We start from the raw sequence: 23,348 nt of genomic DNA on the forward strand, positions 1-23,348 counted from the left end.
CGATGGCGGGCATCGACACGCACGTACCTGGCAAGCCCGCACAGGTTCGCACCGCCGCCGATTTCCTGGGCAAGACCCTCAAGTCAGCGGTCGCAGATGCCGGCGAGGACAGCCACCAGGCTCGTTCGAAGGCGCGCGACGGCTGGGAGGGCGAGTCCGGCGAGGCCTACAGCGGTCTGAGTAGCGAACTCGTCAAGGCAGCCGATCATCAGGAGGGGCATCTGCGCGAAGCTGGCCAGAAGTTCGACGCCTACGCCTACAAGCTCGAGGCCGTGCAGAACCGCATGACTGAGCGGCGTACGCGAGCAACGGGCGGAGGCCTGACTCTGGCTGGCGAGACCATTACCGAACCGGCCCCCGCAGAATCGCCCGGCGACCTTCCCGCTGGTTCGACACCCGAGGAATCCACAGCCTGGGACCAGAAGAAAGCCAAGTTCGAGGCGCAGAACAAGAAGATCGAGCTCTACAACGAGATCGCCAAAGAGGTCGAGGACGACAACAAGGATCTTCAGGACTGGGTCGACTCGAACCTCAAGAAGTTCTGGAGCACAGTCGACGGCCCATCACCCCTCGATGTTGTGATCGCCGCCATCAAAAAGCTGCCGCCTGCGTTGACCGGGCTGTACTTCGACACCAACGAGCGCCGGCTGACCCAGTACGCGAACCAAACGCGTGGCGAGGCGGCCCGCCTCCGGCGGGAAGCGGCGGAAGCAGTCAGGAACCGTCGCTCAGGACACCCTGGTCGGCGAGCCGCAGGCGAAGCCACCGACGTACGGGGCAACCGAGCCGCTGCCCGAGGCCTGGATGCGCTGGGCGAAGGTGCCGAGCGCGTTGCCCGCCGACTTCCGGTGATCGGCACCGTCGCCTCCATCGGATTCGCTGGCGGCGAGATCGCCAACGGGGAGTCTCCGTCGAAGGTGATTGTCGGCGAGGCCGCTGGCATTGCTGGCGGCGCAGCTGGCGCCGCCCTTGTGGTCGGAACCGCCGCCGCTCTTAGTGTCGGCGCGCCTGTCATCGCCGTCGCCGCAGGGGCAGCGATCGTCGGTGTCGGCGTGGGCCTTGCCGCTGAATACGCTTACGAGAACTGGGTCTCAGATGAGACGCGGGCGAAAATTGACGACGGGCTGGAGGCTGTCGGTGATGCGATCACGTTCTGGGACTGACCCGGGCGACCCCTCCCAGGCTCAGGGGAGGTTCTCGCCGCTGCCCGCCATCACATGGCCGCTGCTACGGACGCATCTCCTCGCGTTGCTCGTGCTCGGGCTGGCCGGATTCGGGTTCCTTGTCGGCACCTCCGGTTCCTATGCCGGCCGAGTCTCAGCAGTTCTCGCCTGTCTGGCCCTCCTCCAGGGTTACGCGCTGCTGGTCATCGCCACGGTGAGGCGACGGTCCACAGCCTTCGAGGCTGTGACCACAGATGAGGGCATCGTAATCCGCGGCCTACGCACGATCGCCGTGCTGCTGGTCGCCATGCTGATCTGTGCGGCGGGTTTCCCGATCGCCTTCGCGATCGGTGTCTTCCGCGACGATATGGCACCGGGATCGTCAGGGATGTTCGCGATGTCGCTGATCGTAGAGCTGATTCTGATCCCTGTTGTCGCGATGCTTCTCCTCGGGCGTTTTCGAATGAACAGGCTGGTCCTCACACGTTCTGCAGTCACGTACGTGGGTTATCGCCACACCCGGACCGCCGAATGGGCCGACTTCGACCGAGTTGAGATTCGCGAGAGGCCGAGGGTAGAGGTCGTGCTCAGTGGCAGAGCCGAGGAGTTCTCAGTCCCGTTCGGGCTCCTGGCGGCCGGACCTGTTCCCCTCGCAGAGCACCTCGACGACTTGATGCGCAGCCCCAAGAATCGCCCCCTCGACCCGTGATTGGTTCGGAAACGCGGCTGAACTGCCTCAGTCGTCCTCAATGCGGAACCCGACCTTGAGCCCGACCTGGAAGTGCCTCTCCTGTGGGTGGACGTACCCACCGTGGATCTGCGGTCCACACCGCGCAAGTGCTCGGCGCGCTGACCTGTCGCCGTGGCCCCGAGTGGGAGACTGAGCACGTGTCCACCAAACCAGCCCCGCACGTACTCGTTCTCTTCGGCGCGACCGGCGATCTGGCCGCGCGCAAGCTGTTCCCCGGGCTGTATCGGCTCGCGCTGGCGAAGCGGCTGCCGGACCAGCTCGCGATCATCGGCAGCGGGCGGCGCTCGCCGGGCACCGACGAGGACTTCCGCAGCCACGTGCATCAGGCGCTGAAGGAGTTCGTCGGGGAGGTCGATGAGACCGTGGCTCGGCCGCTGCTGGAGCGGATCCGTTTCGTCGCCTCCTCCGCCGAGGACGGCAAGGCGCTGGCCGACGCGGTGCACGAGGCCGAGGACCGGCTGGCGCTGGAGAGCGGGCAGACCCTGGGCGACGTACAGCGCCTTCTCTATCTTTCCGTGCCGCCGCAGGCCGTGGAGCCGATGGTCGCGATGCTCGACCGCGAGCAGCTCAACGTCCGCAGCCGGCTGGTCGCGGAGAAGCCGTTCGGGACCGACCTGGCCTCGGCGCGCGAGCTCGACGCGGTGCTCAGCGAGGCGTTCGACGAGAAGCAGATCTTCCGGATCGACCACTTCATCGGGAAGGAGGCGGTGCAGAACCTGCTGGCGCTGCGCTTCGCGAACGGCCTCTTCGAGCCCGCGTGGAACCGGCACAGCATCGAGTCGGTGCAGATCGACGTACCGGAGAAGCTCACCGTCAAGGGGCGCGGCAGCTTCTACGAGGGCACCGGCTGCCTGCGCGACATGGTCACCACCCACCTGTGCCAGCTGCTCGGGTTCGTGGCGATGGAGGATCCGCACGCCTTCCGCGAAGGTGCGATCCGCGCGGCGAAGGCCGCCGCCTTCGCGGCCGTGCGGCCGCTGGACCCCGAGCGCGTGGTCTTCGGGCAGTACGACGGCTATCGCGAGGAGCCCGATGTCGCCGCCGACTCCGATGTGGAGACGTACGTCGCCATCGAGGCGTGGATCGACAACGACCGCTGGCGCGGGGTGCCGTTCTACCTGCGCACCGGCAAGGCGCTCGCGGCCGGGCGGCGGACGATCACGATCCGGTTCATCGACCCACGGCACCGCTGGCTGCAGCCGGCCGACTCCGGCTCCTCGGAGCCCAACGAGCTGGTGATCGAGCTCAGCGACGACCCCCGGATCGAGATCGACGTACGCGCCAAGCGGCCCGGCCCCGGCATGGCGCTGACCGAGGGCGTCTTCCGCCTCGACCTCGCGGGGGACGCGCCGGACGCCGGGCCGCTGGAGGCGTACGAGCGACTGATCCTCGACGTCATGAACGGCGACCGGACCCTGTTCACCAGCGCGCGCGAGGTCGAGCGGCTGTGGGAGATCTGCCAGCCGGTCCTTGAGCACCGGCCCGACGTGGAGAGCTACCCGCGGGGGTCCTGGGGCCCGGAGTCGGCGCTCGAGCTGCCGGAGGGTGGCTGGCGGCTGGGCAGGAACGCGTGACGGGCTCGCGCCGCCTCCTACTCGTCGTCGACGCCCCGTCCCTGCTGCATCGCAACCATCATGCCCGGGCGCACACCCGCATGATCGATCGTGCCGGCCGGCCCGCCTGGGCGCTGCACGGCATGCTGCGGCAGATCCTCGACTCGATCGACGCCTTCGCTCCGGACGCGGTGCTCTTCGGTCTCGACGACCGCACCGCCTCCGTACGCCGGGACGCCTATCCCGACTACAAGGCCGGCCGCGCCGAAAAGGACCCGATGCTGGTCGAGCAGCTCGGCCGCGCCGGCGCGATGCTCGACGCCCTCGGGCTCGCCACCCTCACTCCCCCGGGCCTCGAGGCCGACGACGTCAACGCCTCCGGCGCCGCGTGGGCGGGCCGCAACGGGTGGGACTGCGTCGTGATCACCTCCGACCGCGACGCGTTCGCGCTGATCAGCGAGCACACCCAGGTCCTGCGGCTGATCAACGGCGGGATCAACGGCTCTCCCCTGCTCAACCCCGCCCGGCTGTATGCGATGTACGGCGTGCCGGCCTCTCGCTATCTGGAGTACGCCGCCCTCCGCGGTGACGCCAGCGACAACCTCCCCGGTGTCAGCGGCATCGGCGAGAAGACCGCGGCGGCACTGTTGGACCAAGTCGGCCCCATGGACGGTGTCTGGTCCGACATCTCGGACAACGACGGGCGGAAGGTGACCGAGGTCCTCGACGCGTGGGCGGCCGAAACCGGCGTACGCCGCATCGGCGCGCGCGTCGTCCGTGCCCTTTCCGCGCCCGGTGCCCGGGACCGCTACGACTTCAACCTACGGATGATGACCTGCCGCGACGACCTCGATCTCCGCCTCACCCCGGACGTCCCCGGCACCCCTGGTCTGCTCCCGCTCGACATCGACCGCGTCACCCGCGTCGTCGGCTTCCTCGGCGTCGAGGCGACCACCGCCGTCGCGCAACGAGTGCTGAGCACGAATCCCGCTTCGACGGTCTCGTAGACCGCTCCGCTAACGATCCGAATCGTCCGTGACCGGGGCGACGCACCCACCGCGGAGATCCTCGAGATGCTCGGCGATGCGCTCGGCTGAGACTGGCCGGTAGTCCCACCAGTCGACACCGACATTGATGCCCCAGGTGCCTTTGGGCGTGCGCCGCTCGCGGAACGCGTCGTGCGCGTGGCCATGGAGCAGGGTCACGCCCTCATCTCGAAGCCGGAACTGCGAGTAGCGGTCCTCGTCGTGCGAGTCACCCGCGTAGGGAAAGTGGGACAGCAGTACGCGGGTGGCCGCCTCGCCCTGACGCACGGGCGGGAGCTTGGCCACCCCGAAGTCCATCACCGCGGCGAACCCCGCTGCCAGATAGCGATCGCGCCGGCGCCAGCCCTCCCGCATGCCCGCCCAGCAGGCGTCGTGATTTCCGGCGACGAGGATCTTCGTACCGGCCACGGCGGAGATGAGCCCGAGCGAGGCGTCCTTGCCGTGCATGTCCACGTCGCCCAGCACCCACACCGTGTCCTCCGGCGCGACGGTCTCGTTCCAGTTCGCTACCAGATGCGCATCGTGCTCACCGATCGACCCGAACGCCGCTCCCCGCGCCGCGGACAGCTCGAGCAGGCGCGCGTGCCCGAAATGCAGGTCCGAGGTGAACCAGACGGTCATCGCGTACTCCTCGTTCTGTTCATCGTCACCATCGTGCGGCGACCTGGTGATGGCCGTCCCAGAGTCTGCCTCCAGCCTCGGCGAGTGCCGCGTCGGCGGCCTGCTCCAGTCGTGTCGTGTCGCCGGCCAGGGCGAGTTGAAGCGACTCGTGAAGCGTCGTTGCCCAGCTGGTTCCGACAACTTCGTCCAGCGCGAGGAGCTCGCGTGCCAGCCACTTGCCGCCTCCGGTCCAATGGCCGTTGACGGCAAGCACGAGGTCGGCGGTGCGGCGCCACGCCTCGACCGCGATCGCAGCCCCGACCGGCCCCGGCGTGGCGCCTCGAAGGTCATCGACGAGATCACTCAGCGCATAGCGGGCTCCGTCGAGTGCATCATTCGACAGCGGGCCTGGGCCTGCCTCGAGCGTCTGCTCGCAGTGCTTCCGGATCGCGGACCCAGCCTCGCCAGGCAGCAGCTCGACTCCTCGCGCGATCAGCCTGGCCATCGTCGGCCGACGCCGCGCGAGGTCGTCGGCGATGAAGTGCCGGATGCTCGCCTCCGAATGAACGAACAACTCGACCGGCCAGCCCTTGAACAGCAGTGACTCCCGGTGCACCACGGCGCTCTCATCGATCACGGTGATGTCGAGATCCGACGTCGCCGTAGCCTCGCCGAGAACGACCGAGCCCCCGAGCCACGCCTGGATCGCAGCTGGGAACCGTTCACCGACCAGGTCGCGGGCGGCATCGAGCGGTGCTGGGCGTGTCATGTTTGCCAGCCTGGCCGCTTCTCACCCACCGACACAATCGGGTTTCCACGTGGCGCTGGTCAGCAGATCCCGCTCACGCCTACCCCGCACGAGTCCGGGTTTCAGGGAACGCCGTCCGTTCGGACCACTCAGCGGACCAGTGCACGGTCGAGGTCGGCCATCAGGTCTTCTGGGCTCTCGAGGCCGATCGAGAGGCGTACTAGGTTCGCAGAGGGCTTGGCGTGAGCGGCGACGGGGCGGTGGGTGAGGCCGGCGGGGTGCTGGACGAGGGAGTCGACGCCGCCGAGCGAGACGGCGTGGGTGAAGAGCTGCACCGACGAGGTGAGGCGGGCGGCGGCCTCGTATCCGCCGCGCAAGGCGATCGCGATCATCGCACCGGGGCCGGTCATCTGCTTGCCGACCAGGCCGCGATCGTCGTCCCGACCGGGGAAGTAGACCCGTTCGACCGCCCGGTGGGAATGCAGCCACTCCGCGATCTCGACCGCGCCGGCCTGCTGGGCGCGGACGCGGGTCGGGAGGGTGGCGAGGCCGCGGTGGAGGAGGTAGGCGCCGAGGGGATGGAGAAGGCCGCCGGTGACGGCCCGGACCTGACGCAGCAGCACGGCCGTCTCCTCGTCGCACGCGATCACGCCGCCGACGACGTCGCCGTGACCGCCGATGTACTTGGTGGCGCTGTGCAGCGACATCGCCGCGCCCAGCTCGAGCGGGTTCTGCAGGATCGGAGTGGCGAAGGTGTTGTCCACGAGCACCGGTACGTCACCAGCAGCCGCCACGACAGAGGCGATGTCGACGAGGTCGAGGGTCGGGTTGGCCGGGGTCTCCAACACCACCAGCGCTGTGTCCGGACGAACCGCCGCGGCGACCTCATGCTCGGCGCAGAACGTCACCTCCACACCGAGCAGGCCGGAGGCGAGCAGGTGGTCGGTGCCGCCGTACAGCGGCCGGACGGCGACGATGTGGCGCTTGCCGCTGAAGGAGGTGCTCGCGATGATCGCGGCGGTCATGGCCGCCATGCCCGAGGCGTACGCGACCGACGTCTCCGCCTGCTCGAGCCGGGCCAGCGCCGACTCGAAGCGCGCGACGGTGGGGTTCCACAGCCGCTGGTAGACGTACCCGCCATCGGACAGCGGCTGGCCACCGGTCGCCATGGCCTCGTAGGAGGCTCCTCCGCGCTCGATGTCGGGGAGCGGGTTGGTCGAGGACAGGTCCAGTGGCAGGGCGTGGACGCCGAGCATCGCCAGGTCGTCCCGGCCGGCGTGGACGGCGAGTGAGTCGAGGTGGTGGTTCGCGATCGGCATGGTGCGATGCTGGCGGGAACCACAAGATCAGGCCAGATCGATTGCCGAAGATCCCAGCGAATGCCTGATACTGACATCTTCGAGCAACTCAGCCCGCGTCCCAGGGAGTCACCGTTGGCGAAAGAACAACCCTCCGCAACCGCCCTCGACTCCATCGACCGCCGCATCCTGGGCGAGCTCGGCACCAACCCCGAGCTCACCAACAAGGCCCTCGCATCGCGCCTCGGTCTCGCCGAGTCGACCTGCGCCTACCGGCTGCGAGCCCTGCGCGACAACGGCGTCATCACCGGCCGCCGTCTCGACGTCGACGTCCGTTCCCTCGGCTACCCGCTGCAGGCCGTCATCAAGGTGCGGCTCGGCAGCCACAGCAAGGAGCACGTCGAGAAGCTCTACGACGACCTGGCCACGACCCCCGGCGTGATCCAGGCCTTCCACGTCGCCGGCGCCGACGACTTCCACCTCCACGTCGCCGGCGAGGACGCCGAGGCGCTGCGCGACTTCGTCCTCCAGCACGTCACGGTCCACCGGGTCGTACGGCAGACCGAGACGCAGCTCGTCTTCGAACTCCGCGAGGGACCGGGCGTGCTCCCCCGCGACCCCACGCTCCCGTGAGCCGAGCTCAGCCGAGGAAGTCGAGCAGCAGCCGGGCCGTCTCCTCCGGCGCCTCCAGCATCGCGAGGTGTCCGACGCCGGTGAGGTACGCCACCCGCGAACCGGGCACGATGTCGTAGTCGTGCGCGGATGCCGGGTCCCATCGTGGATCGGCATCGCCGAAGACCACCACCAGCGGCTTCCGGCCCAGCCTCGCGAGCCGCTGCGGGATGCTCAGCTCGTCGATGTAGTCACGGTTCGCCCGCATGATCGCCCGGAACGTCTTGAACGACGTTCGCCTCAGGTCGTCGACCACCTCGTCGCTGATCGTCACCGGCCGGGCGGCGGTGGCGGCGATCCCCTTCCGGAGCAGCGCGTTCGTCCGCAGCGGCCACACCAGCGCACCGAGCACCGCGCCGGTCAACAGCTTGACCAGAGCCGGCTCCGGAAGCAGCGCCGCCATGCTCGGTCCGGTGCTGATCAGCGCCAGCGATCCGACCAGCTCCGGACGCCGCTCGGCCAGCGCCGTGGCGACATATCCGCCGCTCGAGTGGCCGACGACCGCCACGTCCTCGAGACCGAGCTCGTCCAGCACCGCAGCGACCCGCTCGGCCTGGTCGGGCACGGCGTAGGTCGCCGCCGCGCTCGACCTGCCGCAGCCCGGTAGGTCGACCCGGAGGACCTGGAACCGATCAGCGAGCGGCGCCACCATCGGCTGCCAGGTCGATCCCGTGGCCCCGGAGCCATGGATGAGCAGTACGGGCGGCGCCGTCTCCGTGCCGTCTCGAAGCTGGTGGACACCGTGGGTGGTCGGCTGTTCGTACGCAGTCATGGTCGTCACGATCGCCTGCCGCCGCCTGCGCCGTCTTGGACGAATGTCAGCCTTGGGTTCCGATCTAGCCTGAAGCCATGGACTGGTCGCAGGTGGATGTCACCATCCCCCGGAGTTCGCTCGGTGCCGCGCCGATCCCTGGCGTCCACATGGCCGGCTTCCGCTATCGCGGGACCGGTCCGGCGGCCATCGCGATGGTCGCCCACCCGGCCGTCACCCTGCTCTTCGACCTCGGCGACCAGGCCTGGGCGGTCGATGACGACCACGGCGTACGCCTGCCAGGCGCCGTCGCGATCGGGCTGCTGCCCGGCGGCGTGACCGTGCGGGGCGCAGGCGCGGGCGAGTGCCTGCAGGTGCGCCTGTCGCCGGTGCTCGCCACCGAGCTCCTCGACACCGCCGGCCTCACCGGGACCTTCGCAGGACTGGACGACGTCCTGGGACCGAGCGCGAGACGCCTCGGCGACCGCCTGCGGCGCACCACGTCGTGGGACGAGCGGTTCGCGGTGATGTCCGGCTTCCTCGGCAGCCGCCTCGACGGTCGGCGGAGAGTCGACCGCGAGGTCGCGTATGCCTGGCACCAGACCCATCTCCACCACGGCCGGACCGACGTCAGCACGCTCGCGGCGGAGACCGGCTGGTCGCGGCAGCGGCTGTGGTCCCGGTTCCGCGCCCAGGTCGGCCTCTCCCCCAAGCACGCCGCCCGACTCGTACGCTTCGACCGCGCCGCGCGACTCCTCGCCGGCGGCACTCCGCCCGCCGAGGCCGCGGCGCGCGCCGGCTACTCCGATCAGCCGCATCTCAACCGCGAGGTGCGCTCGATCGTGGACACCACGCCCCGCGGAGTCGCCGCCGAGCCTTGGCTCGCCATCGACCACGCCGCCTGGCCGGCGTTCATGCCGAGGAGCCCTCGGGCGTAGACCGGTGGCGGTCAGTCGTCCTCCATCCGGAAGCCGACCTTCAGCCCGACCTGGAAGTGCTGGATGTCGTCGTCGTCGACGTGTCCGCGGATCTGGGTGACCTCGAACCAGTCCAGGTGCCGCAGCGTCTTGCTCGCTCGGCCGACGCCGTTGCGGATCGCCTGCTCGAGTCCTTCGTCTGAGGTCCCGACGATCTCGGTGACGCGGTAGGTGTGTGAAGACATGCTCCTGGCCCTTCTCTCGATGGTCGCTGTACCCACCATGGGCGCGACCTCAGGACCGTGCAAGGGGTGGCGCTCCGAGAAACCCCGTTGTCGAACATTGGTGTTCGAGTTAGTATCTCGTACATCGATGTTCGACTTGTGCCCTCAGGAGGCGCGCCATGACCTCAGACACCCACCCCGACGCTGCCGTCGCCCACTCTCCCGATCCGCGCCGATGGCGGCTGCTCGGCTTGCTGGGGCTGGCGCAGCTCATGCTGATCCTCGACGTCACCGTGGTGGCGATCGCGCTGCCGCACATGGGCGCCGACCTCGGCCTGGGCCGCGATGCGCTGACCTGGGTGGTGAGTGCGTACACGCTCGCGTTCGGCGGGCTGATGCTGCTCGGCGGCCGGGCTGCCGACCTGTTCGGCCCGAAGCCCGTCGTGCTCGCGGGGCTCGCGACGTTCACCGTCGCCTCGCTGGCCACCGGCCTCGCCACCAGCGCGGAGCTGGCCATCGGCGGACGGGTCGCCCAGGGGGTCGGGGCCGCGATGCTCTCCCCCGCTGCCCTCTCGATCGTGGTCCGGCTCTTCGACGGCGAGGAGCGCAACCGCGCGCTCGGGGTCTGGTCGGCTCTGGGGGCCGGCGGGGCGGCGATCGGCGTACTCCTCGGCGGTGCGCTGACCGCCGGGCCGGGCTGGGAGTGGGTGTTCCTGATCAACGTCCCGGTCGGCGTCGTCGTGGCGGTCCTCCTGGCCCGGCAGCTCCCGCAGCTGCCGGCCTGGGGAGGCAACGTACGTCTCGACCTCGTCGGCGCACTGATCGTCACCGCCTCCACCGGGCTGCTGATCCTCGGCTTCATCGAGGCCGGCGACGAGGGCTGGACCTCGAGCCGCACCATCCTGCTGGTCGTCGCCGGGATCGCCGGATACGCCGTCCTGGCCGGCTGGTTGCGACGTACGCGCCACCCGCTGATCGACCCTGCCCTGGTCACCCGGCGCCCGGTCCTGTCCGGCACCTTCGTGCTGTTCGTGGCGACCGGGCTGATGGTGGCGGTCTTCTTCCTCGGGACGTTCTACCTCCAGAGCGCCGCCGGGCACGGGCCGCTCGCGACCGGGCTGCTGTTCCTGCCCGTCGCCGCCGCCACGATGGTCGGCGCGCAGCTGGCCGGCAGGCTCATCGGCCTCATCGGCGCTCGCACCCTCGGGATCGCCGGGCTGCTCATCGCCGCCGCCGGGCTCGTCGTACCCGCGATCAGCATGAGCACCCTGTCCACCGTGATCGCGGTCAGCATCGGCTCCGCCGGCCTCGGCGTCCTCTTCGTGGTCGCGGCCGCGACCGCGCTGAGCCAGGTCGAGCCACAGCTCGCGGGCGTGGCCTCCGGCATCCTGAGCACCTTCCACGAGCTCGGCGCCTCGCTCGGCGCGGCGGTCATGTCCGGCGTCGCCGCGGCGAGCCTCGTCGACGGCACCACCGACGGCTTCGAGAGGGCCTACCTGGTCGCGGCCGTGATCGCGGCTCTCGCCGCCGTCCTCGCCGGGTTGCTGATCCCCGGCCGTCAGGCACCCACCGCTGATTCCCAAGAGACTCACCAGGAGACCCAGTCATGACCAAGATCCACCGCTCCAGACCCCGCGCGCTCTCGTTCGCGCTCCACTACCTCCAGATGGTCATCGCGATGGCCGTCGGGATGATGCTGCTCTACCCGCTCTGGCTGCTCGCCGTCGGCGGAGCACCGGAGAGCGCGTGGGTGCACCGCGCCGACGTCGACTCGCTGGTCATGGCCACCACGATGGTGATCCCGATGGCTGCCTGGATGCGCTTCCGCGGGCACGGACCGCGGCCGATCGTGGAGATGTCGGCAGCGATGTACGCCGGCTTCGTGGTCCTCTTTCCCTTCCTCTGGCTCGGGCTCATCGACGCCGGTGGCCTGATGCTGCTCGGTCACGTACTCATGCTGCTCTTCATGCTCGTGGCGATGCTCGCGCGCCCGGGCGAATACTCGGGGAGTCACGCCCACCACTCCCACGCAGCGACGGACCAGGAACCAGCATGAACACCCACCCGGACGTCGTCGTACGCGAAGCGACCCCGGACGACGCCGAGACCGTGCGTACGCTCATCGGCGAGATCGCCGCCCACCAGGCCCAGTCCGGCTCCGTCACCGTGACCGCCGCGCAGTGGGCCGGATACCTCGAGCGCCCCGACATCATCGTGCTGCTCGCCGAGATCGACCGGGAACCGGTCGGCTACGTCTCAGCCGTACGCCGCCTGCACCTGTGGTCGGGCAGCGACATCATCGCCCTCGACGACCTCTACGTCCGACCCGGCCATCGCGACGCCGGTGTCGGCCGGTTGCTGATGACCGCGCTGGCGAGGCGTGCCGGCGGCCTGACGATCACCTGGGGCGTACAACCCGACAACGACGCCGCGATCCGCTTCTATCGACGCCTCGGCGCCACGGTCCGCGCCAAGGTGATGTGCGCGTGGCCGGCCGCACGGCAGCCGATACCCTGATGCTCAACATCTCGTGGGAGGTTCCCGGCCGTGACGACCCTCAAGCGCGCCGACGCACGTAAGAACATCGAGTCGATCATGGACGCGGCCACCGCCTGCCTCGCCCGCGATCCTGACGTGAGCGTCGCCGACATCGCCAAGGCAGCGGGCGTCGGCCGGGTCACGCTCTACGGCCACTTCGAGTCCCGGGCGACCCTGGTGACCCAGGTCGTCGAACGTGCCATCCAGCAGTCCGACGAGGCGCTCGGTGCGGTCGACCTCGACGGCGATCCCCGTGCCGCTCTCAGCCGCCTCCTCGAGGCGTCGTGGCGACTGACCCAGCAGTACGGCGCGCTGATCGTCGCCGCCGAGCAGAGCATGCCTCACGAGCAGTTCCAGGCGGTCCACCTCGGGCTGATCGACCGCTGGAAGCCGCTCATGGAGCGCGGCCGCCGCGACGGCAGCTTCCGCGACGACCAGCCGCTCGAGTGGCAGCTGACCCTGCTCCAGAGCGTCCTGCACGCCGCCTCCGGCGCCGTCTACCGGGGCGAGATCAAGGCGGCCGAGGCCGCCGCCCTGATCGACGGCACCGTCCAGGCCGCCCTCACTGCTCCCGGCGCCACCCGCGACTGACGCACTCACTCCGGGAGGTCGCCGACCGCCGCGCGCCCCGAGCCGAAGTAGCTGGCCAGCAGCGAGTCGGCATTTCGCTCGCCTCGCCGCTCCAGGCGAGCCCGGCCCTCCTCGGTCCGTCCGAGGACCCGGTACCTGAGCACGTTCAGCGGCAGCAGGTAGGCGTGCGCCCACGGGGGCCTCTTCGGAAGGCCGAACTCCTGCATCGACCTGGTCCCGAGGAAGACGGTCAGCATCGAGAGGAGCCGCTCCCGCTCGTACCAGCCACGCACCCGCTGCAGCGGACCCGGCCAGCCCGGATAGCGGCGCTCCCGCTGGACCTCGACCGCCGCCTGCGCCAGCTGCGGGCCGGCCTCGGAGATCGCCGCCTGCGAGAGCAGCACGTGGTAGTTGATCCGGTGCCGCTCCCACTCGTCGTCGACGAGGAAGTCCTCGTCGACGCCCATCAGCCAGCCGACGTACTTCCACAGATGCATCAGCGCCCGGGCGTCCCGCCTGGAGATCGGCACTCCGAGCGCCCGGCACCCGATGATGAGTACGCCGTCGAAGAGGCCCAGCGTGGCCGCCTGATCGGCCTGGTTGATCGGCAGCCCCCACCTACCGGTGTCCCACCTGGGTTCGAACCCGGCGTTGACCAGCGCATGCATCGCGCGTACGTGGACCGTGAGCCGCCACGCCGCCCCCGAGGCCGATCCCGGCGCCGGTGGCCGCAGCCCGCCGAGCTTGCGCAGGCTCACCGCCCAGTGCTGGGTCTCGGCCAAGCGCCGCCGGGTGGTGCTGCCGGTCAGGCCGCCGGTGGCCACGAGCAGGTCCGGCGGGCCGCCGAACCGGTAGCCGCTGATGAGGGAGAGCTGCAGCAGCACGTCAGCCGCGTTCTGGCCGAGTCGGGTGAACACCCGGCCGCCCTCGTCGACGAGGTCCCAGTCGACCCAGTCCGGTGTGACCTCGACCTGCGCGAAGAAGTCGGCGAGCGCCGGAGGTGGGGACTCCACCGCCGCGACACCGTGCTCCAGTGCCGTACGCAGCTGGGTCATCGTGACCTTGCCCGGAGTCCCGGCTCGCATCCGGATCGCCTCCGCCAGCCGCGCACCGGCCTCGTCCCGCTCGCCGAACGCCCGCCCGATCCGCTCCATCAGGTCCTCGTCGATCTCGTCGATGCGGCCCAGGAGGCGCAACGGCCGCCCGAGACGGCGGCTGCGCGCCTCGCCTTCGCGAAAGCGTGTCGGAAATCCGGTGGGGTGGGTGCCCTGCTGCGCGAGTGTGGTCATACCTTCAGCGTGATGCGAGCCAGAGCTCGCTTTCAATTCGCGTTCTGCCTAACGTAGGGCCATGCGCAAGACACCCACCCAGGCCCGCTCGAGGGCGACGGTCGAGCGCATCCTCGAGGCTGGGCGCCAGGTGCTGGTCGAGGACGGCTACGAGACGTTCTCGACCAACCGCGTCGCGGTCGCAGCCGGCATCAGCCCCGGCTCGCTCTACCAGTACTTCTCCGACAAGGCCTCGATCCTCGACATCGTGATCAGCCGCTACTGGGACGACGTCTCCGAGCGCACCGCCTCGGCGCTGGCACTCCAGACGAGCATCGTCGGCACACCGGCGATCCGGTCGGTCGCCGACGCACTCCTCGCCGGGCTGGAACAGGATCCTGCCCTCCTGCGCGTCCTGACCGAAGAGCTCCCCGCCTCCCGCAACCGAGATCGCCACGCGGCGCTCGTCAACCGCGTACGCGAACTCACCGCCGCCTATCTGCGGGCCGGGTCGGTCGGGATGACCCGCCCCGACCCGCAGATCACCGCGTGGGTGCTGGTGGTGGCGATGGAGAACATCGCCCTGCGCTGGGTGCTCGACCGGCCGCCGTACCCGCGCGAGGCCGTGCTCGAGGAGATGGTCGCGCTCACCGCGGGCTACCTGAGCAACACCGCTCGATCGGGCGAGACCCTCCCGGACACCGAGCGGTCATGACGCCGCGGCGGCGGTCTGCTCGAGGATGACGAAGCGGTTCCCGTCGGGGTCGTCGAAGGTGAACATCGGCGGTACGCCCGGCCAGCGCAGCAGCTCATGAGGATTCCTCTCGATTCGGTGACGTCGGTCTCAGGTCAGCTCGGGCCGTACATCTGCGATCCCGGGGTGGTCAGGGACTCCCCCGTCTCCAGCCACGTCTTGAGGCCGGACAGGATCATCGGCCAGCCGCCGTAGAGCTCCGGGGGCGCGTCGCCGCTCAGCTGGTCACGGGTGACGGTGAGGCGGCAGGAGTCGCCGACAGGCTCGATCTCCCAGGTCACACGCGTGGTGCCCTGCTCCTCGGCCGCCTCGGACCAGAGCGTGCGCATCGACTGCACGAGTCGCCTCGGCGGCTCGACGACGATGTTCTCGCCTTCGGCGAGGGGCTGCTCCACTCCCGGGTGGACCATGGTGAAGCCGGATCCCGGCGTCCAGTCGGAGTGGACCCCGGCGCCGACGTGGTACTTCGCGCGGATCTGCGGGTCGGTGATCGCCTCCCACAGCCGCTCCGGCCGAGGGCTCGAAACACCTGTTCCACGACTCCAAAATAGGAAACCATTTGGTTTCATGTCGATGGTCGCGCCTGATTTCCTGGCGACAACAACGGGCGCGGCGCCCACGTGCGATCTCGATCAATCGAGATGTACAGAGGCGTAGACTTCACCGCATGACGCAGACAGTTCCGGGATTCGACCGGCTGACCGTGGAGCCCGACAAGCTCGGTGGTCAGCCGTGCATTCGCGGCTATCGGTTCGGGGTCGAACAGCTTCTCGAGCTCTTCGCGGCCGGAATGACCTTCGAGGAAATCCGCGAAGACTTCCCCTTCCTCGAGCCAGAGGACACCCAGCAGGTCTTCGCGTACGCCGCCGCGCTCGCGCAGCGCGACTTCTACCTTCCGCTGCAGGAATCTGCGTGAGACTGCTTCTGGACCAGAACCTGCCGTACTCGATCACCAAGGCGCTCGCCGCCGATTGCGATGTCGTTCACACCGAGGACGTCGCGCTTCAGCGGGTTACCGATCCCGAGATCTTCTCCTACTGCGTAGCGGCTGAACGTGTCTTGGTCACAGCCGACAAGAAGCTCACGAAGTTCCTCGCATCCTCGAGGGCCAGCGCCCCAAGCGTGGTGATCGTCCGCGGCTTCTTGCCACACAAAGACGTTCTGGCTGCGGCTCTGCTCCGACATCTTCCCCAGATCCAGGAAGCGATCGGCTCAGTCGGCGACGCCGTGTTTTCGATCGCGCCCGACCGCCCGGTCCGGGTGCAGCGATTGCCGCTCGGTATCACCGCAACCGTCAAGGAGTAACGCACTCATCGAGAGCGAGCACGGTCCGGGCCAGCAGCCACTCTTGCGCGGCCGGGAGCAGTCTCCTGCCAGGTCACCGTCGACTCGCGCGTGGGTTCGGTATCGGAAGCGGTGCCCGTATCGGCCAGGTTCGCTGTCAAGGGTTCTCCTTCAGCAGGAAGACGGCGTCGTGCCCCTTGTCCACAGGCATCGTGGCAAGGAACACGCCCACGGGTACGGCGTTGCCCCTGGGCGAACGAAAATTCGTTCGCCCAGGGAGCACCTCAATCGACAACTTCCGCCACACCGCCGCTCCGCATGCGCACCCGTCGCGCTCCGGAGGCTCGGCGGATCCAGTGACGGTCGTGCGTCACCGTGACGACGGCACCGGGATGAGCCTCGAGGGCGTCCTCGAGCTGCTCGACGAGCTCGGGGTCGAGGTGGTTGGTCGGCTCGTCGAGCAGCAGCACGTCACCTGGGTCTGACAGGGCGATCGCGAGGTCGAGGCGGCGACGCTGCCCGACCGAGAGAGCCCGCACCGGACGGCGCATCTCCTCCTCGCGCAACAGCCCGAACCGCCGCAAGCGTTCGATCGCGTCCTCGCGGTAGATCCCCACGGTGCGGGCGAACACGCCGACGACCGAGCCCGCAGGTGGCGCCGCGACGTCCTGGCGGAGCCAGGCGAGCCGCACTCCCGGTGCGCGCTCGATCGTCCCCGAATCCGGCGCGAGCTCGCCGACCAGCAGTCGCAGGAGCGACGTCTTCCCGGCCCCGTTCGGTCCGGTGACCAGCCACCGGTCCCCGGCCTTGAGCGTCCACTCGGCCATCCTCAGCCTGGCACCCGCGGAGCGACGTACGTCATGGAGTGCGAAATAGGGCTCGGCGGCCGGTGTCGTTGCATCCTCGAGCCCGGCGGCGAACCGGAGCGGTTCCGGCGGCGGCGCGACGGGCTCGGCCCGGAGCCTTGCGACGCGTTCCTTCGCCATCCGGATCCGGCCCCTCGCGCCGTGGTCGCGGCTGCGGGCCCGGAACGCGCCGTGCCCGAACCCGTCGAGCTCGAGCTTGCGCGGGATCGCCTCGAGCCGGAACGCGTTCGCCTCGACGAGTGCCTCGTTACGGGCGATCTCGGCCCTCCACTCCTCGTGCCGCTCGGCCTGGCGTCGTCGCTCGGTCGCCCGCGCCACCAGGAATCCGGCATAGCCGTTGCCGTAGCGGCACAGCCCGGCGTCGCGTACCTGAACGATGTCATCCGCGAACCGCTCGAGGAAGGCGCGGTCGTGGGTGACCACCACGATCGCGCCACGATGCTCGGCGAGACGGTCCTCGAGCCATGCCAGCGCGGAGTCGTCGAGGTCGTTCGTCGGCTCGTCGAGCAGCAGCAGCTCGGCGTTGGCCGACAGCGCGACGGCGAGCGCGAGACGAGATCGCTCGCCTCCGGAGAGGCCGTCGACCGTACGTCCCCGGTCGAGGCCGCCCAGGCCGAGCTGGTCGAGCGCGGCGTCGACACGGCGCTCGACGCCGTAGCCGTCGCGTGCCTCGTAGGCGTCGACGAGGTCGCCGAGCTCCTCGAGCAGCCGGGGCTGCTCGCCCTCGTCGGCGTGGGACAGTCGTTCGGAGCAGGACCGGATACGTGACTCCAGATCGCGGAGGTCCGCGAGCAGGAGGTCGACGGCATCCTGCACGGTCGCGCCGGCCGGGAACCGCGGCGCCTGGGAGGCGTGCGCGATGCCGTCTGGGACGACGACGCGGGTCTCGCCGGCGACCGGCGCCACGACACCGGCGAGCAGGTCGAGCAGCGTCGACTTTCCGGCGCCGTTGTCGCCGATGACGGCGAGGCGGTCGGCCGGGCCGACGACGAGGTCGACCCGGGCGAGGACGATCTGCTCGCCGAAGCGGACCGTGGCCTCGCGCAGCTCACAGACACGGTGGCTTCGGACTGAGCGGTCAGGGAGGGGAGCAGACGGGAACATGAGGACTCCTCGACGTGGCGGACGTCCGCCACGGTTACTCGCGTCCGGGGACGCGGGATCGGAATTGGACCTCGAGCGCGCCGACGAGGCGACGCGGTCGCTCAGGACCCGCTGCGGAGAAAACTCGACGCAGCGTCCCGATCGATTACTTCAGCGTTCCCATCGCCGTGAACCATAGCGGGCGGAGGCGCCCACGCGCGAGGCAATTACTCGCACGTCCCGCGAAACCGTTCGACGGGCGATCGCGGTCGTGGCATGCTCGTCACCGCCCGCGCCCACAGCGGTGCGGGCGACGCTTCACGGTCGACACCGGGCAGGTCGAGCCCTGGCCCGGTGCGATTCTCCGGATGGAGATCTGAGGCTCACACCGCGGCGGTGGGTGGCGACGTGTCGGCTCGGGAGAGAGCCGGCGGGATCACGGCGACGACGCCGTGCGCGTGGTCCAGGAGATACTTCGCCACGCCGGTGCCGCTGCTCCCGGCCACGACCATGTGCATCGTCGGTGACTGCTCGGAGAGCGTGTGCGCGAGGCTTCCGGCCTCGATCCGCAGGCGTGGATGCAGGTCTGGGTAGCGCTCACGGAGCCCGGCGACGCTCTCCGCGACCAGCACCCGGTCATCGTCCGGGCGATCGGCGCGGCCGGAGCGGTAGCAGTAGAGGACCGTGATCGGCAGGCTGCGCTGGGCGGCCTGGGCGAAGGCGAACTCCAGAGCAGGGATCGAGTCGCTGGTCCCGTCGATGCCGACGAGCACACCACGGCCCAGCTCGCCGGCGCCCGGACGGAGCACGACCACCGGGCACCGGGCGTCGACGAGCGCCGACCTGCTGACCGAGCCGAGGATCCGGCTGCTGATCGGACCCCTCCCCCGTGACCCGAGCACCAGGAGCGACGCGACTCGGGAGGCGGCGTCCAGCACCGATGCCACCGGTCCGACCTGCAGGTCCACGCGCACCTCCGGCCGCCGGAACCCGACGAACTCGGGCGCTCGGGAGAGCTCGTCGAGGCGACGGTCGGCGTACCGGCTCGCGGTCGCCAGCACCACCGCGCCGTGGTCCTGGTCGAGCTCCGAGGGTGCCCCGGCCCGGAATCCGGGCGGGGTGTCCAGGGTCGCCCCGGTCACCACATGGAGCAGGCACAGGTCGTGTCCGTCGCGGAACGCCTGCTCGGCGGCCCAGGAGACGCTCTCGGTCGCTGCCGGCCAGTTCTCGACGCCGACCAGGACGGCGCCCTCAGGGATGGATGCGTTCGACATGTCGGGCTCCTTCGGCTCTAGTCGTCTGCTTACGTACGGTTCAGACCGGGACGACGCGCCGGCCGGTGATCTGCGTGGGCGTGATGCAGACGAACAACGTTCGCCGGCCGTCCGCCCAGGGCTCCGGCTCGAGGTCGTGCGCCTTCAGCCAGACCCCGTCGACGAACTCCGCTGTCCCACGCGCCAGCACGCTCCAGCCCGAGGAGGTGTAGGTGTCGAACTCGTCGACCTGGTACGACACATGCCCGGTGCCGACGTGGTTCGCGATCGCCGTGCGCGGGGCCGTGCGGAACACGATCCGCTCGTCGACCATGACGTGGTTGACCGGCAGGACCAGGGGACCCTCAGGATCGTCGAAGGCGACCCTGCCGACCTCGCTCCGATCCAGCAGCTCCACGCATTCGGCGTGGTCCATCGCGGCCAGGTGCCCCGGGAACCATCGTGCTGCCAAGTACATCGCCCGCTCCTTCCTCACAGTCGTCTTCGACACAGTCGTCTTCATCACGCTCGGCCGGCATGAGCCGGCCGGCTGTCTGCCACGGTGACCCCGTCCGTGGCCCCGGCGTCCCCCTCGAACGTCGGGGCCACGTGCGGGTCGATCTCGACCGGGCAGCGGCTCTCCCGCAGCACCGCCCGGGCGGTGCCGCCCAGATGCCCGAAGCCGAGGAAGCTCCGCCCGCGACCCAGGATCAGCAGATCCGCGGTGCGGGACGCTTCCACCAGGGCGTAGGCGGTCTGTGCGTGCACGACCTCGACGCGGGCGTCGACCTCGGCGGCAGCCGGTCCAGATTCGGCTCGGGCCGTCTCGAGGACCGCGAGGAGCTCACGCTCGGCGCGGTCGATCCACTCCTGCTCCTCGCTCCCGACCGTGAGGTAGTCCTGGTACGCCCCGAAGGTGTGCCAGGCGTGCAGCAGCCGCAGCCGCGCACCCCTCTCGGCCGCCACTTCCAGACCGCGGCGTACCAGGGCGACCGAGGCGGCGGGGTCCTGGATTCCGACGACGATCTCGCGGGACTCCTCACCGCGCTGCCACGAGGCAGGGACCACGATCATCGGCACCGGCGAGTGCGCCGCGACCGGGCCGAGGATGGATGAGGTGATGATCCGGTCGAACAACGAGCGCGGCTGGTCGCCGAGCACGACGAGGCGCGCCTTGGCGGCCTGCTGGGCCAGCACCCCTGCCGGCAGGCCGAGCAGGAGGTACGTGCTCACCACCGCGCCGCTGTCGGCGACCGCCTCCTCCGCCTCGGCGAGGATCGCTCGGCCGAGCTGACCCATCCTCGAGTCGGCGGCCGTGGGAGCCACCGGCCAGGTCGGCAGCGGTGGCGCATAGGGGTCGACCACGTACACCAGGTGCAGCGCTGCGCCGCACCGTACCGCCTCTGCGGCGGCGTAGCGGGCGGCGGCCAGCCCGGCCTCGGTGCCGTCGACTCCTGCCAGGATGAGGTCTCTGCTCTCGTTCATGACTCCAGCGTCGCTCTCCGAGGCCGTCCTTCGACACGGACCGTCGACCCGAGCCGAGGGCCTTTGGTCACCCACCACGGCTCAGCCCTCGGCCGCGAGCACGGTCTGGGTGACCGCGAGGATCGAGTCGGGCGTCACGCTGATGGCGTCGATGCCGAGACCGACGAGGGTGCGTACGACCTCGGGGTGGTCCGACGGGGCCTGACCACAGATGCCGGAGTGGATCCCGTGGCGCCGGCAGCCTTCGACGGCGAGGGCGATCATCTTCTCGACCGCCGGGTCACGCTCGTCGTAGTCGAACGCGACCAGCTCGGAGTCGCGATCGACGCCGAGGGTGAGCTGGGTCAGGTCGTTGCTGCCGATCGAGAACCCGTCGAAACGCTCGGCGAACTCGTCGACGAGGACGACGTTCGACGGGATCTCGCACATCGCGTAGACCTTCAGGCCGTGCTCACCGCGCCGCAGCCCGAGCTCCGCCATCCTGGCCAGCACCCTGTCGGCCTCGTCCAGGCGCCGTACGAACGGCACCATGACCACCACGTTCTCCAGGCCCATCTCCTCGCGCACCCGGCGCAGTGCGGCGCACTCGAGGGCGAAGCCCTCGGTGTAGGCGGGGTGGGCGTAGCGCGCGGCTCCACGGAAGCCGAGCATCGGGTTGGCCTCGGCCGGCTCGAAGGCAGCCCCGCCGAGGAGTGCCGCGTACTCGTTGGTCTTGAAGTCGGACAGGCGCACGACCACGGGCTTGGGATGGAAGGCTGCCGCGATCGTGCCGATGCCCTCGGCCAGCCTCTCGATGACGTACGCCGCGCCATCGTCGCCGACGAGGCGCTCGACCTCCGCGCGCTGGCCGGCATCGGTGACGCGCTCGGGGTGGAGCGCGGCCAGCGGATGCACGCGCACGTGCTCGGCGAGGATGAACTCCATCCGGGCCAGCCCGACCCCGTCGCTGGGCAGGAACGACGACTCGAACGCGATCCCCGGGTTGCCCAGGTTGAGCATCACCTTCGTGCGTGGACGCGTCGTCACGTCGGCGGCGGTCTCGCGCGCATGAAAGTCGGCCAGGCCGCGATAGACACGTCCGTCCTCCCCCTCCGCACAGGAGACGGTCACCTTCTCACCGTCGGCGATGGCGGACGTCGCGTCGCCGGTGCCGACGACGGCCGGGATGCCGAGCTCCCGGGCGACGATCGCGGCGTGGCAGGTGCGCCCGCCGTGGTCGGTGACGACGGCGGAGGCGATCTTCATCAGCGGCTCCCAGTCCGGGCTGGTGCTGGGCGCGACCAGCACGTCACCGGGGGCGAACTCGGCGTCCTCCCCGACGCCGTGGACGATCCGGGCGCGCCCGGCGGCGACTCGTGCGCCGACCGCACGACCGGTCGCGAGCACGTCGCCGTGGGTCTCGACCACGTAGTGGGTCGTCGTCGCGGGACGCCGTCGCGCCGCCACCGTCTCGGGGCGGGCCTGGACGACGTACAGCAGTCCGTCGGTGCCGTCCTTGGCCCACTCGATGTCCATCGGCCTGCCGTAGTGGCTCTCGATGGTCATCGCGGCGCCGGCAAGCTCGAGCACCTCCTCGTCGGTGACACAGAAGCGGTCGCGGTCGGCCGGCGGGGTGGGCTCGTTGCGCACCGGCTCCACGTCGCCGCGCACCATGCGGACCGCCTTCCCGCCGAGGCGCCGGCTCAGGACGGCGCGGTGGCCGGCGGCGTACGTCGGCTTGTGCACGTAGAACTCGTCGGGCTCGACCAGTCCCTGCACGACATTCTCCCCCAGTCCGTAGGAGCCGGTCACCAGGACGACGTCCCGGAACCCCGACTCCGTGTCGAGCGTGAACGACACCCCCGAGCAGGCGAGGTCGGAGCGCACCATCTTCATCACGCCGACCGACAGCGCCACCGAGAGCTGGTCGTAGCCGTGCCTGGCCCGGTAGTCGACCGCCCGGTCGGTGAAGATCGAGGCGAAGCAGCGCCGCACGGCGTCGAGCAGCGCCTCCTCGCCCTCGATGTGCAGGAAGGACTCGTGCTGGCCGGCGAAGCTCGCGTCCGGCAGGTCCTCGGCGGTCGCCGACGAGCGAACCGCGAGCGTCACCTCCGGGCCGTACTCGCGCCGAAGCGCCTGGTAGCCCGCCGTGATCTGCTCGGCCAAGTCCCGCGGGAGCTCCGCGGCGAGCAACAGGCCGCGCGCCCGGCCGGCGCGCTCGGCGAGGTCGTCGCGGTCGTCGACGTCGAGACCGGCGAAGTTCGTCTCGAGGGCCGCGTCGAGGCCGGCGGCGCGCAGGAAGTGGCGATAGCCGTCGGCCGTGACGGCGAACCCGTCGGGCACCCGGATGCCGCGTTCGTGGAGCCGGCGGTACATCTCACCGAGCGAGGCGTTCTTGCCTCCCACCAGGGAGATGTCATCGATGCCGACCTCGTCGAAGGCGCGTACGTAGCTCATGGATGGTTCTCTCCTCGGGAGTAGTGCTCGAAGCGATGGATTCGAAGTGATGGATTCGACGTGATGCCTGGGGAGACCAGGGCCCGGG

Annotated in this window: 25 protein-coding genes; 13 read left to right on the top strand and 12 right to left on the bottom strand. The window is 70.0% G+C overall.

All coding sequences use genetic code 11. The annotated features are described in order from the left end of the window. The first annotated feature begins 2 nt into the window (after positions 1–2). The 4 genes from ACW14X_RS02530 (at position 3) to ACW14X_RS02545 (ending at position 4,474) form a co-directional block, all read left to right on the top strand. Positions 3–1,163: a hypothetical protein gene (locus ACW14X_RS02530; protein WP_457164584.1), complete on the top strand. Its 1,161-nt coding sequence runs from the start codon at positions 3–5 to the stop codon at positions 1,161–1,163. Continuing rightward, entirely contained in the window at positions 1,141–1,872 is a 732-nt protein-coding gene (locus ACW14X_RS02535; protein WP_457164585.1) for a hypothetical protein, read from the top strand. The genes ACW14X_RS02530 and ACW14X_RS02535 overlap by 23 nt, the downstream gene beginning before the upstream one ends. A 179-nt stretch (positions 1,873–2,051) precedes the next feature. Continuing rightward, positions 2,052–3,488 (top strand): glucose-6-phosphate dehydrogenase, encoded by a 1,437-nt coding sequence (gene zwf, locus ACW14X_RS02540; RefSeq protein WP_457164586.1) that lies wholly within the window; start codon positions 2,052–2,054, stop codon positions 3,486–3,488. Beyond that, positions 3,485–4,474, top strand: coding sequence for a 5'-3' exonuclease (locus tag ACW14X_RS02545; protein WP_457164587.1), 990 nt, complete (start codon positions 3,485–3,487; stop codon positions 4,472–4,474). The genes zwf and ACW14X_RS02545 overlap by 4 nt, the downstream gene beginning before the upstream one ends. Positions 4,475–4,483: 9 nt before the next feature. Here the strand turns inward: ACW14X_RS02545 and ACW14X_RS02550 are convergent, their stop codons facing one another. The 3 genes from ACW14X_RS02550 to ACW14X_RS02560 all read right to left on the bottom strand — a co-directional run bounded on the left by ACW14X_RS02550 (position 4,484) and on the right by ACW14X_RS02560 (position 7,180). Beyond that, positions 4,484–5,134, bottom strand: a complete 651-nt coding sequence (locus tag ACW14X_RS02550) for a metallophosphoesterase (protein ID WP_457164588.1) — start codon at positions 5,132–5,134, stop codon at positions 4,484–4,486. 25 nt (positions 5,135–5,159) lie between these two features. Further along, positions 5,160–5,882: a nucleotidyltransferase domain-containing protein gene (locus ACW14X_RS02555; RefSeq protein WP_457164589.1), complete on the bottom strand. Its 723-nt coding sequence runs from the start codon at positions 5,880–5,882 to the stop codon at positions 5,160–5,162. A 128-nt stretch (positions 5,883–6,010) separates the two neighbouring features. Next, complete coding sequence (locus ACW14X_RS02560; RefSeq protein WP_457164590.1) at positions 6,011–7,180, bottom strand: trans-sulfuration enzyme family protein; 1,170 nt, start codon at positions 7,178–7,180, stop codon at positions 6,011–6,013. A 114-nt stretch (positions 7,181–7,294) separates the two neighbouring features. On the opposite strand from ACW14X_RS02560, the gene ACW14X_RS02565 reads away from it, so the two are divergent. Next, positions 7,295–7,792 (top strand): Lrp/AsnC family transcriptional regulator, encoded by a 498-nt coding sequence (locus ACW14X_RS02565; RefSeq protein ID WP_457164591.1) that lies wholly within the window; start codon positions 7,295–7,297, stop codon positions 7,790–7,792. Between the two features lie 7 nt (positions 7,793–7,799). Here the strand turns inward: ACW14X_RS02565 and ACW14X_RS02570 are convergent, their stop codons facing one another. Further along, positions 7,800–8,603 (bottom strand): alpha/beta fold hydrolase, encoded by an 804-nt coding sequence (locus ACW14X_RS02570; protein WP_457164592.1) that lies wholly within the window; start codon positions 8,601–8,603, stop codon positions 7,800–7,802. 77 nt (positions 8,604–8,680) lie between these two features. On the opposite strand from ACW14X_RS02570, the gene ACW14X_RS02575 reads away from it, so the two are divergent. Then, complete coding sequence (locus ACW14X_RS02575; RefSeq protein ID WP_457164593.1) at positions 8,681–9,520, top strand: helix-turn-helix domain-containing protein; 840 nt, start codon at positions 8,681–8,683, stop codon at positions 9,518–9,520. An 11-nt stretch (positions 9,521–9,531) separates the two neighbouring features. Here the strand turns inward: ACW14X_RS02575 and ACW14X_RS02580 are convergent, their stop codons facing one another. Then, positions 9,532–9,744, bottom strand: coding sequence for a dodecin (locus tag ACW14X_RS02580; RefSeq protein WP_160023962.1), 213 nt, complete (start codon positions 9,742–9,744; stop codon positions 9,532–9,534). Between the two features lie 158 nt (positions 9,745–9,902). Here ACW14X_RS02580 and ACW14X_RS02585 point away from each other — a divergent pair, with 158 nt between their 5' ends. Genes ACW14X_RS02585 through ACW14X_RS02600 form a run of 4 tightly spaced genes read left to right on the top strand, consistent with a single transcriptional unit; the run spans position 9,903 to position 12,852 of the window. Further along, positions 9,903–11,333 (top strand): MFS transporter, encoded by a 1,431-nt coding sequence (locus ACW14X_RS02585; RefSeq protein ID WP_457164594.1) that lies wholly within the window; start codon positions 9,903–9,905, stop codon positions 11,331–11,333. After that, a complete protein-coding gene (locus ACW14X_RS02590; protein WP_457164595.1) occupies positions 11,330–11,779 on the top strand; it encodes a hypothetical protein in 450 nt (149 codons plus the stop codon). Before ACW14X_RS02585 ends, ACW14X_RS02590 begins: the two co-directional genes overlap by 4 nt. Further along, on the top strand, positions 11,776–12,240 hold the full coding sequence (locus ACW14X_RS02595) for an N-acetyltransferase family protein (RefSeq protein ID WP_457164596.1): 465 nt from the start codon (positions 11,776–11,778) through the stop codon (positions 12,238–12,240). Before ACW14X_RS02590 ends, ACW14X_RS02595 begins: the two co-directional genes overlap by 4 nt. A 30-nt stretch (positions 12,241–12,270) precedes the next feature. Next, positions 12,271–12,852 (top strand): TetR/AcrR family transcriptional regulator, encoded by a 582-nt coding sequence (locus tag ACW14X_RS02600; RefSeq protein ID WP_160023966.1) that lies wholly within the window; start codon positions 12,271–12,273, stop codon positions 12,850–12,852. Positions 12,853–12,857: 5 nt separating this feature from the next. On the opposite strand, the gene ACW14X_RS02605 is transcribed toward ACW14X_RS02600, so the two are convergent. Beyond that, positions 12,858–14,120 carry an oxygenase MpaB family protein gene (locus ACW14X_RS02605; protein ID WP_457164597.1) on the bottom strand — a complete coding sequence of 421 codons (1,263 nt, stop codon included), beginning with the start codon at positions 14,118–14,120 and terminating at the stop codon, positions 12,858–12,860. Between the two features lie 61 nt (positions 14,121–14,181). Between ACW14X_RS02605 and ACW14X_RS02610 the strand changes: the two genes are divergently transcribed. Beyond that, positions 14,182–14,814: a TetR/AcrR family transcriptional regulator gene (locus ACW14X_RS02610; RefSeq protein WP_457164598.1), complete on the top strand. Its 633-nt coding sequence runs from the start codon at positions 14,182–14,184 to the stop codon at positions 14,812–14,814. A 134-nt stretch (positions 14,815–14,948) separates the two neighbouring features. On the opposite strand, the gene ACW14X_RS02615 is transcribed toward ACW14X_RS02610, so the two are convergent. Further along, positions 14,949–15,422, bottom strand: a complete 474-nt coding sequence (locus ACW14X_RS02615; protein ID WP_457164599.1) for an SRPBCC family protein — start codon at positions 15,420–15,422, stop codon at positions 14,949–14,951. Positions 15,423–15,520: 98 nt separating this feature from the next. Between ACW14X_RS02615 and ACW14X_RS02620 the strand changes: the two genes are divergently transcribed. Beyond that, on the top strand, positions 15,521–15,769 hold the full coding sequence (locus ACW14X_RS02620; RefSeq protein ID WP_350716978.1) for a DUF433 domain-containing protein: 249 nt from the start codon (positions 15,521–15,523) through the stop codon (positions 15,767–15,769). Further along, the gene (locus tag ACW14X_RS02625; protein WP_350716980.1) at positions 15,766–16,158 is read left to right on the top strand and encodes a DUF5615 family PIN-like protein; all 393 of its coding nucleotides are present in this window, start codon (positions 15,766–15,768) and stop codon (positions 16,156–16,158) included. The genes ACW14X_RS02620 and ACW14X_RS02625 overlap by 4 nt, the downstream gene beginning before the upstream one ends. Before the next feature lie 263 nt (positions 16,159–16,421). On the opposite strand, the gene ACW14X_RS02630 is transcribed toward ACW14X_RS02625, so the two are convergent. The 5 genes from ACW14X_RS02630 to ppsA all read right to left on the bottom strand — a co-directional run bounded on the left by ACW14X_RS02630 (position 16,422) and on the right by ppsA (position 23,260). Beyond that, on the bottom strand, positions 16,422–18,107 hold the full coding sequence (locus ACW14X_RS02630; RefSeq protein WP_457164600.1) for an ABC-F family ATP-binding cassette domain-containing protein: 1,686 nt from the start codon (positions 18,105–18,107) through the stop codon (positions 16,422–16,424). A 362-nt stretch (positions 18,108–18,469) separates the two neighbouring features. Continuing rightward, positions 18,470–19,360 (bottom strand): universal stress protein, encoded by an 891-nt coding sequence (locus ACW14X_RS02635; protein ID WP_457164601.1) that lies wholly within the window; start codon positions 19,358–19,360, stop codon positions 18,470–18,472. Positions 19,361–19,400: 40 nt separating this feature from the next. Next, the gene (locus tag ACW14X_RS02640) at positions 19,401–19,817 is read right to left on the bottom strand and encodes a pyridoxamine 5'-phosphate oxidase family protein (RefSeq protein WP_457164602.1); all 417 of its coding nucleotides are present in this window, start codon (positions 19,815–19,817) and stop codon (positions 19,401–19,403) included. Positions 19,818–19,861: 44 nt separating this feature from the next. Beyond that, a complete protein-coding gene (locus ACW14X_RS02645) occupies positions 19,862–20,824 on the bottom strand; it encodes a universal stress protein (RefSeq protein ID WP_457164603.1) in 963 nt (320 codons plus the stop codon). 81 nt (positions 20,825–20,905) lie between these two features. Beyond that, positions 20,906–23,260, bottom strand: a complete 2,355-nt coding sequence (gene ppsA / locus ACW14X_RS02650) for a phosphoenolpyruvate synthase (protein ID WP_457164604.1) — start codon at positions 23,258–23,260, stop codon at positions 20,906–20,908. Positions 23,261–23,348: the final 88 nt, after the last annotated feature.

Source organism: Nocardioides sp. YJ-D4 (assembly GCF_054031495.1).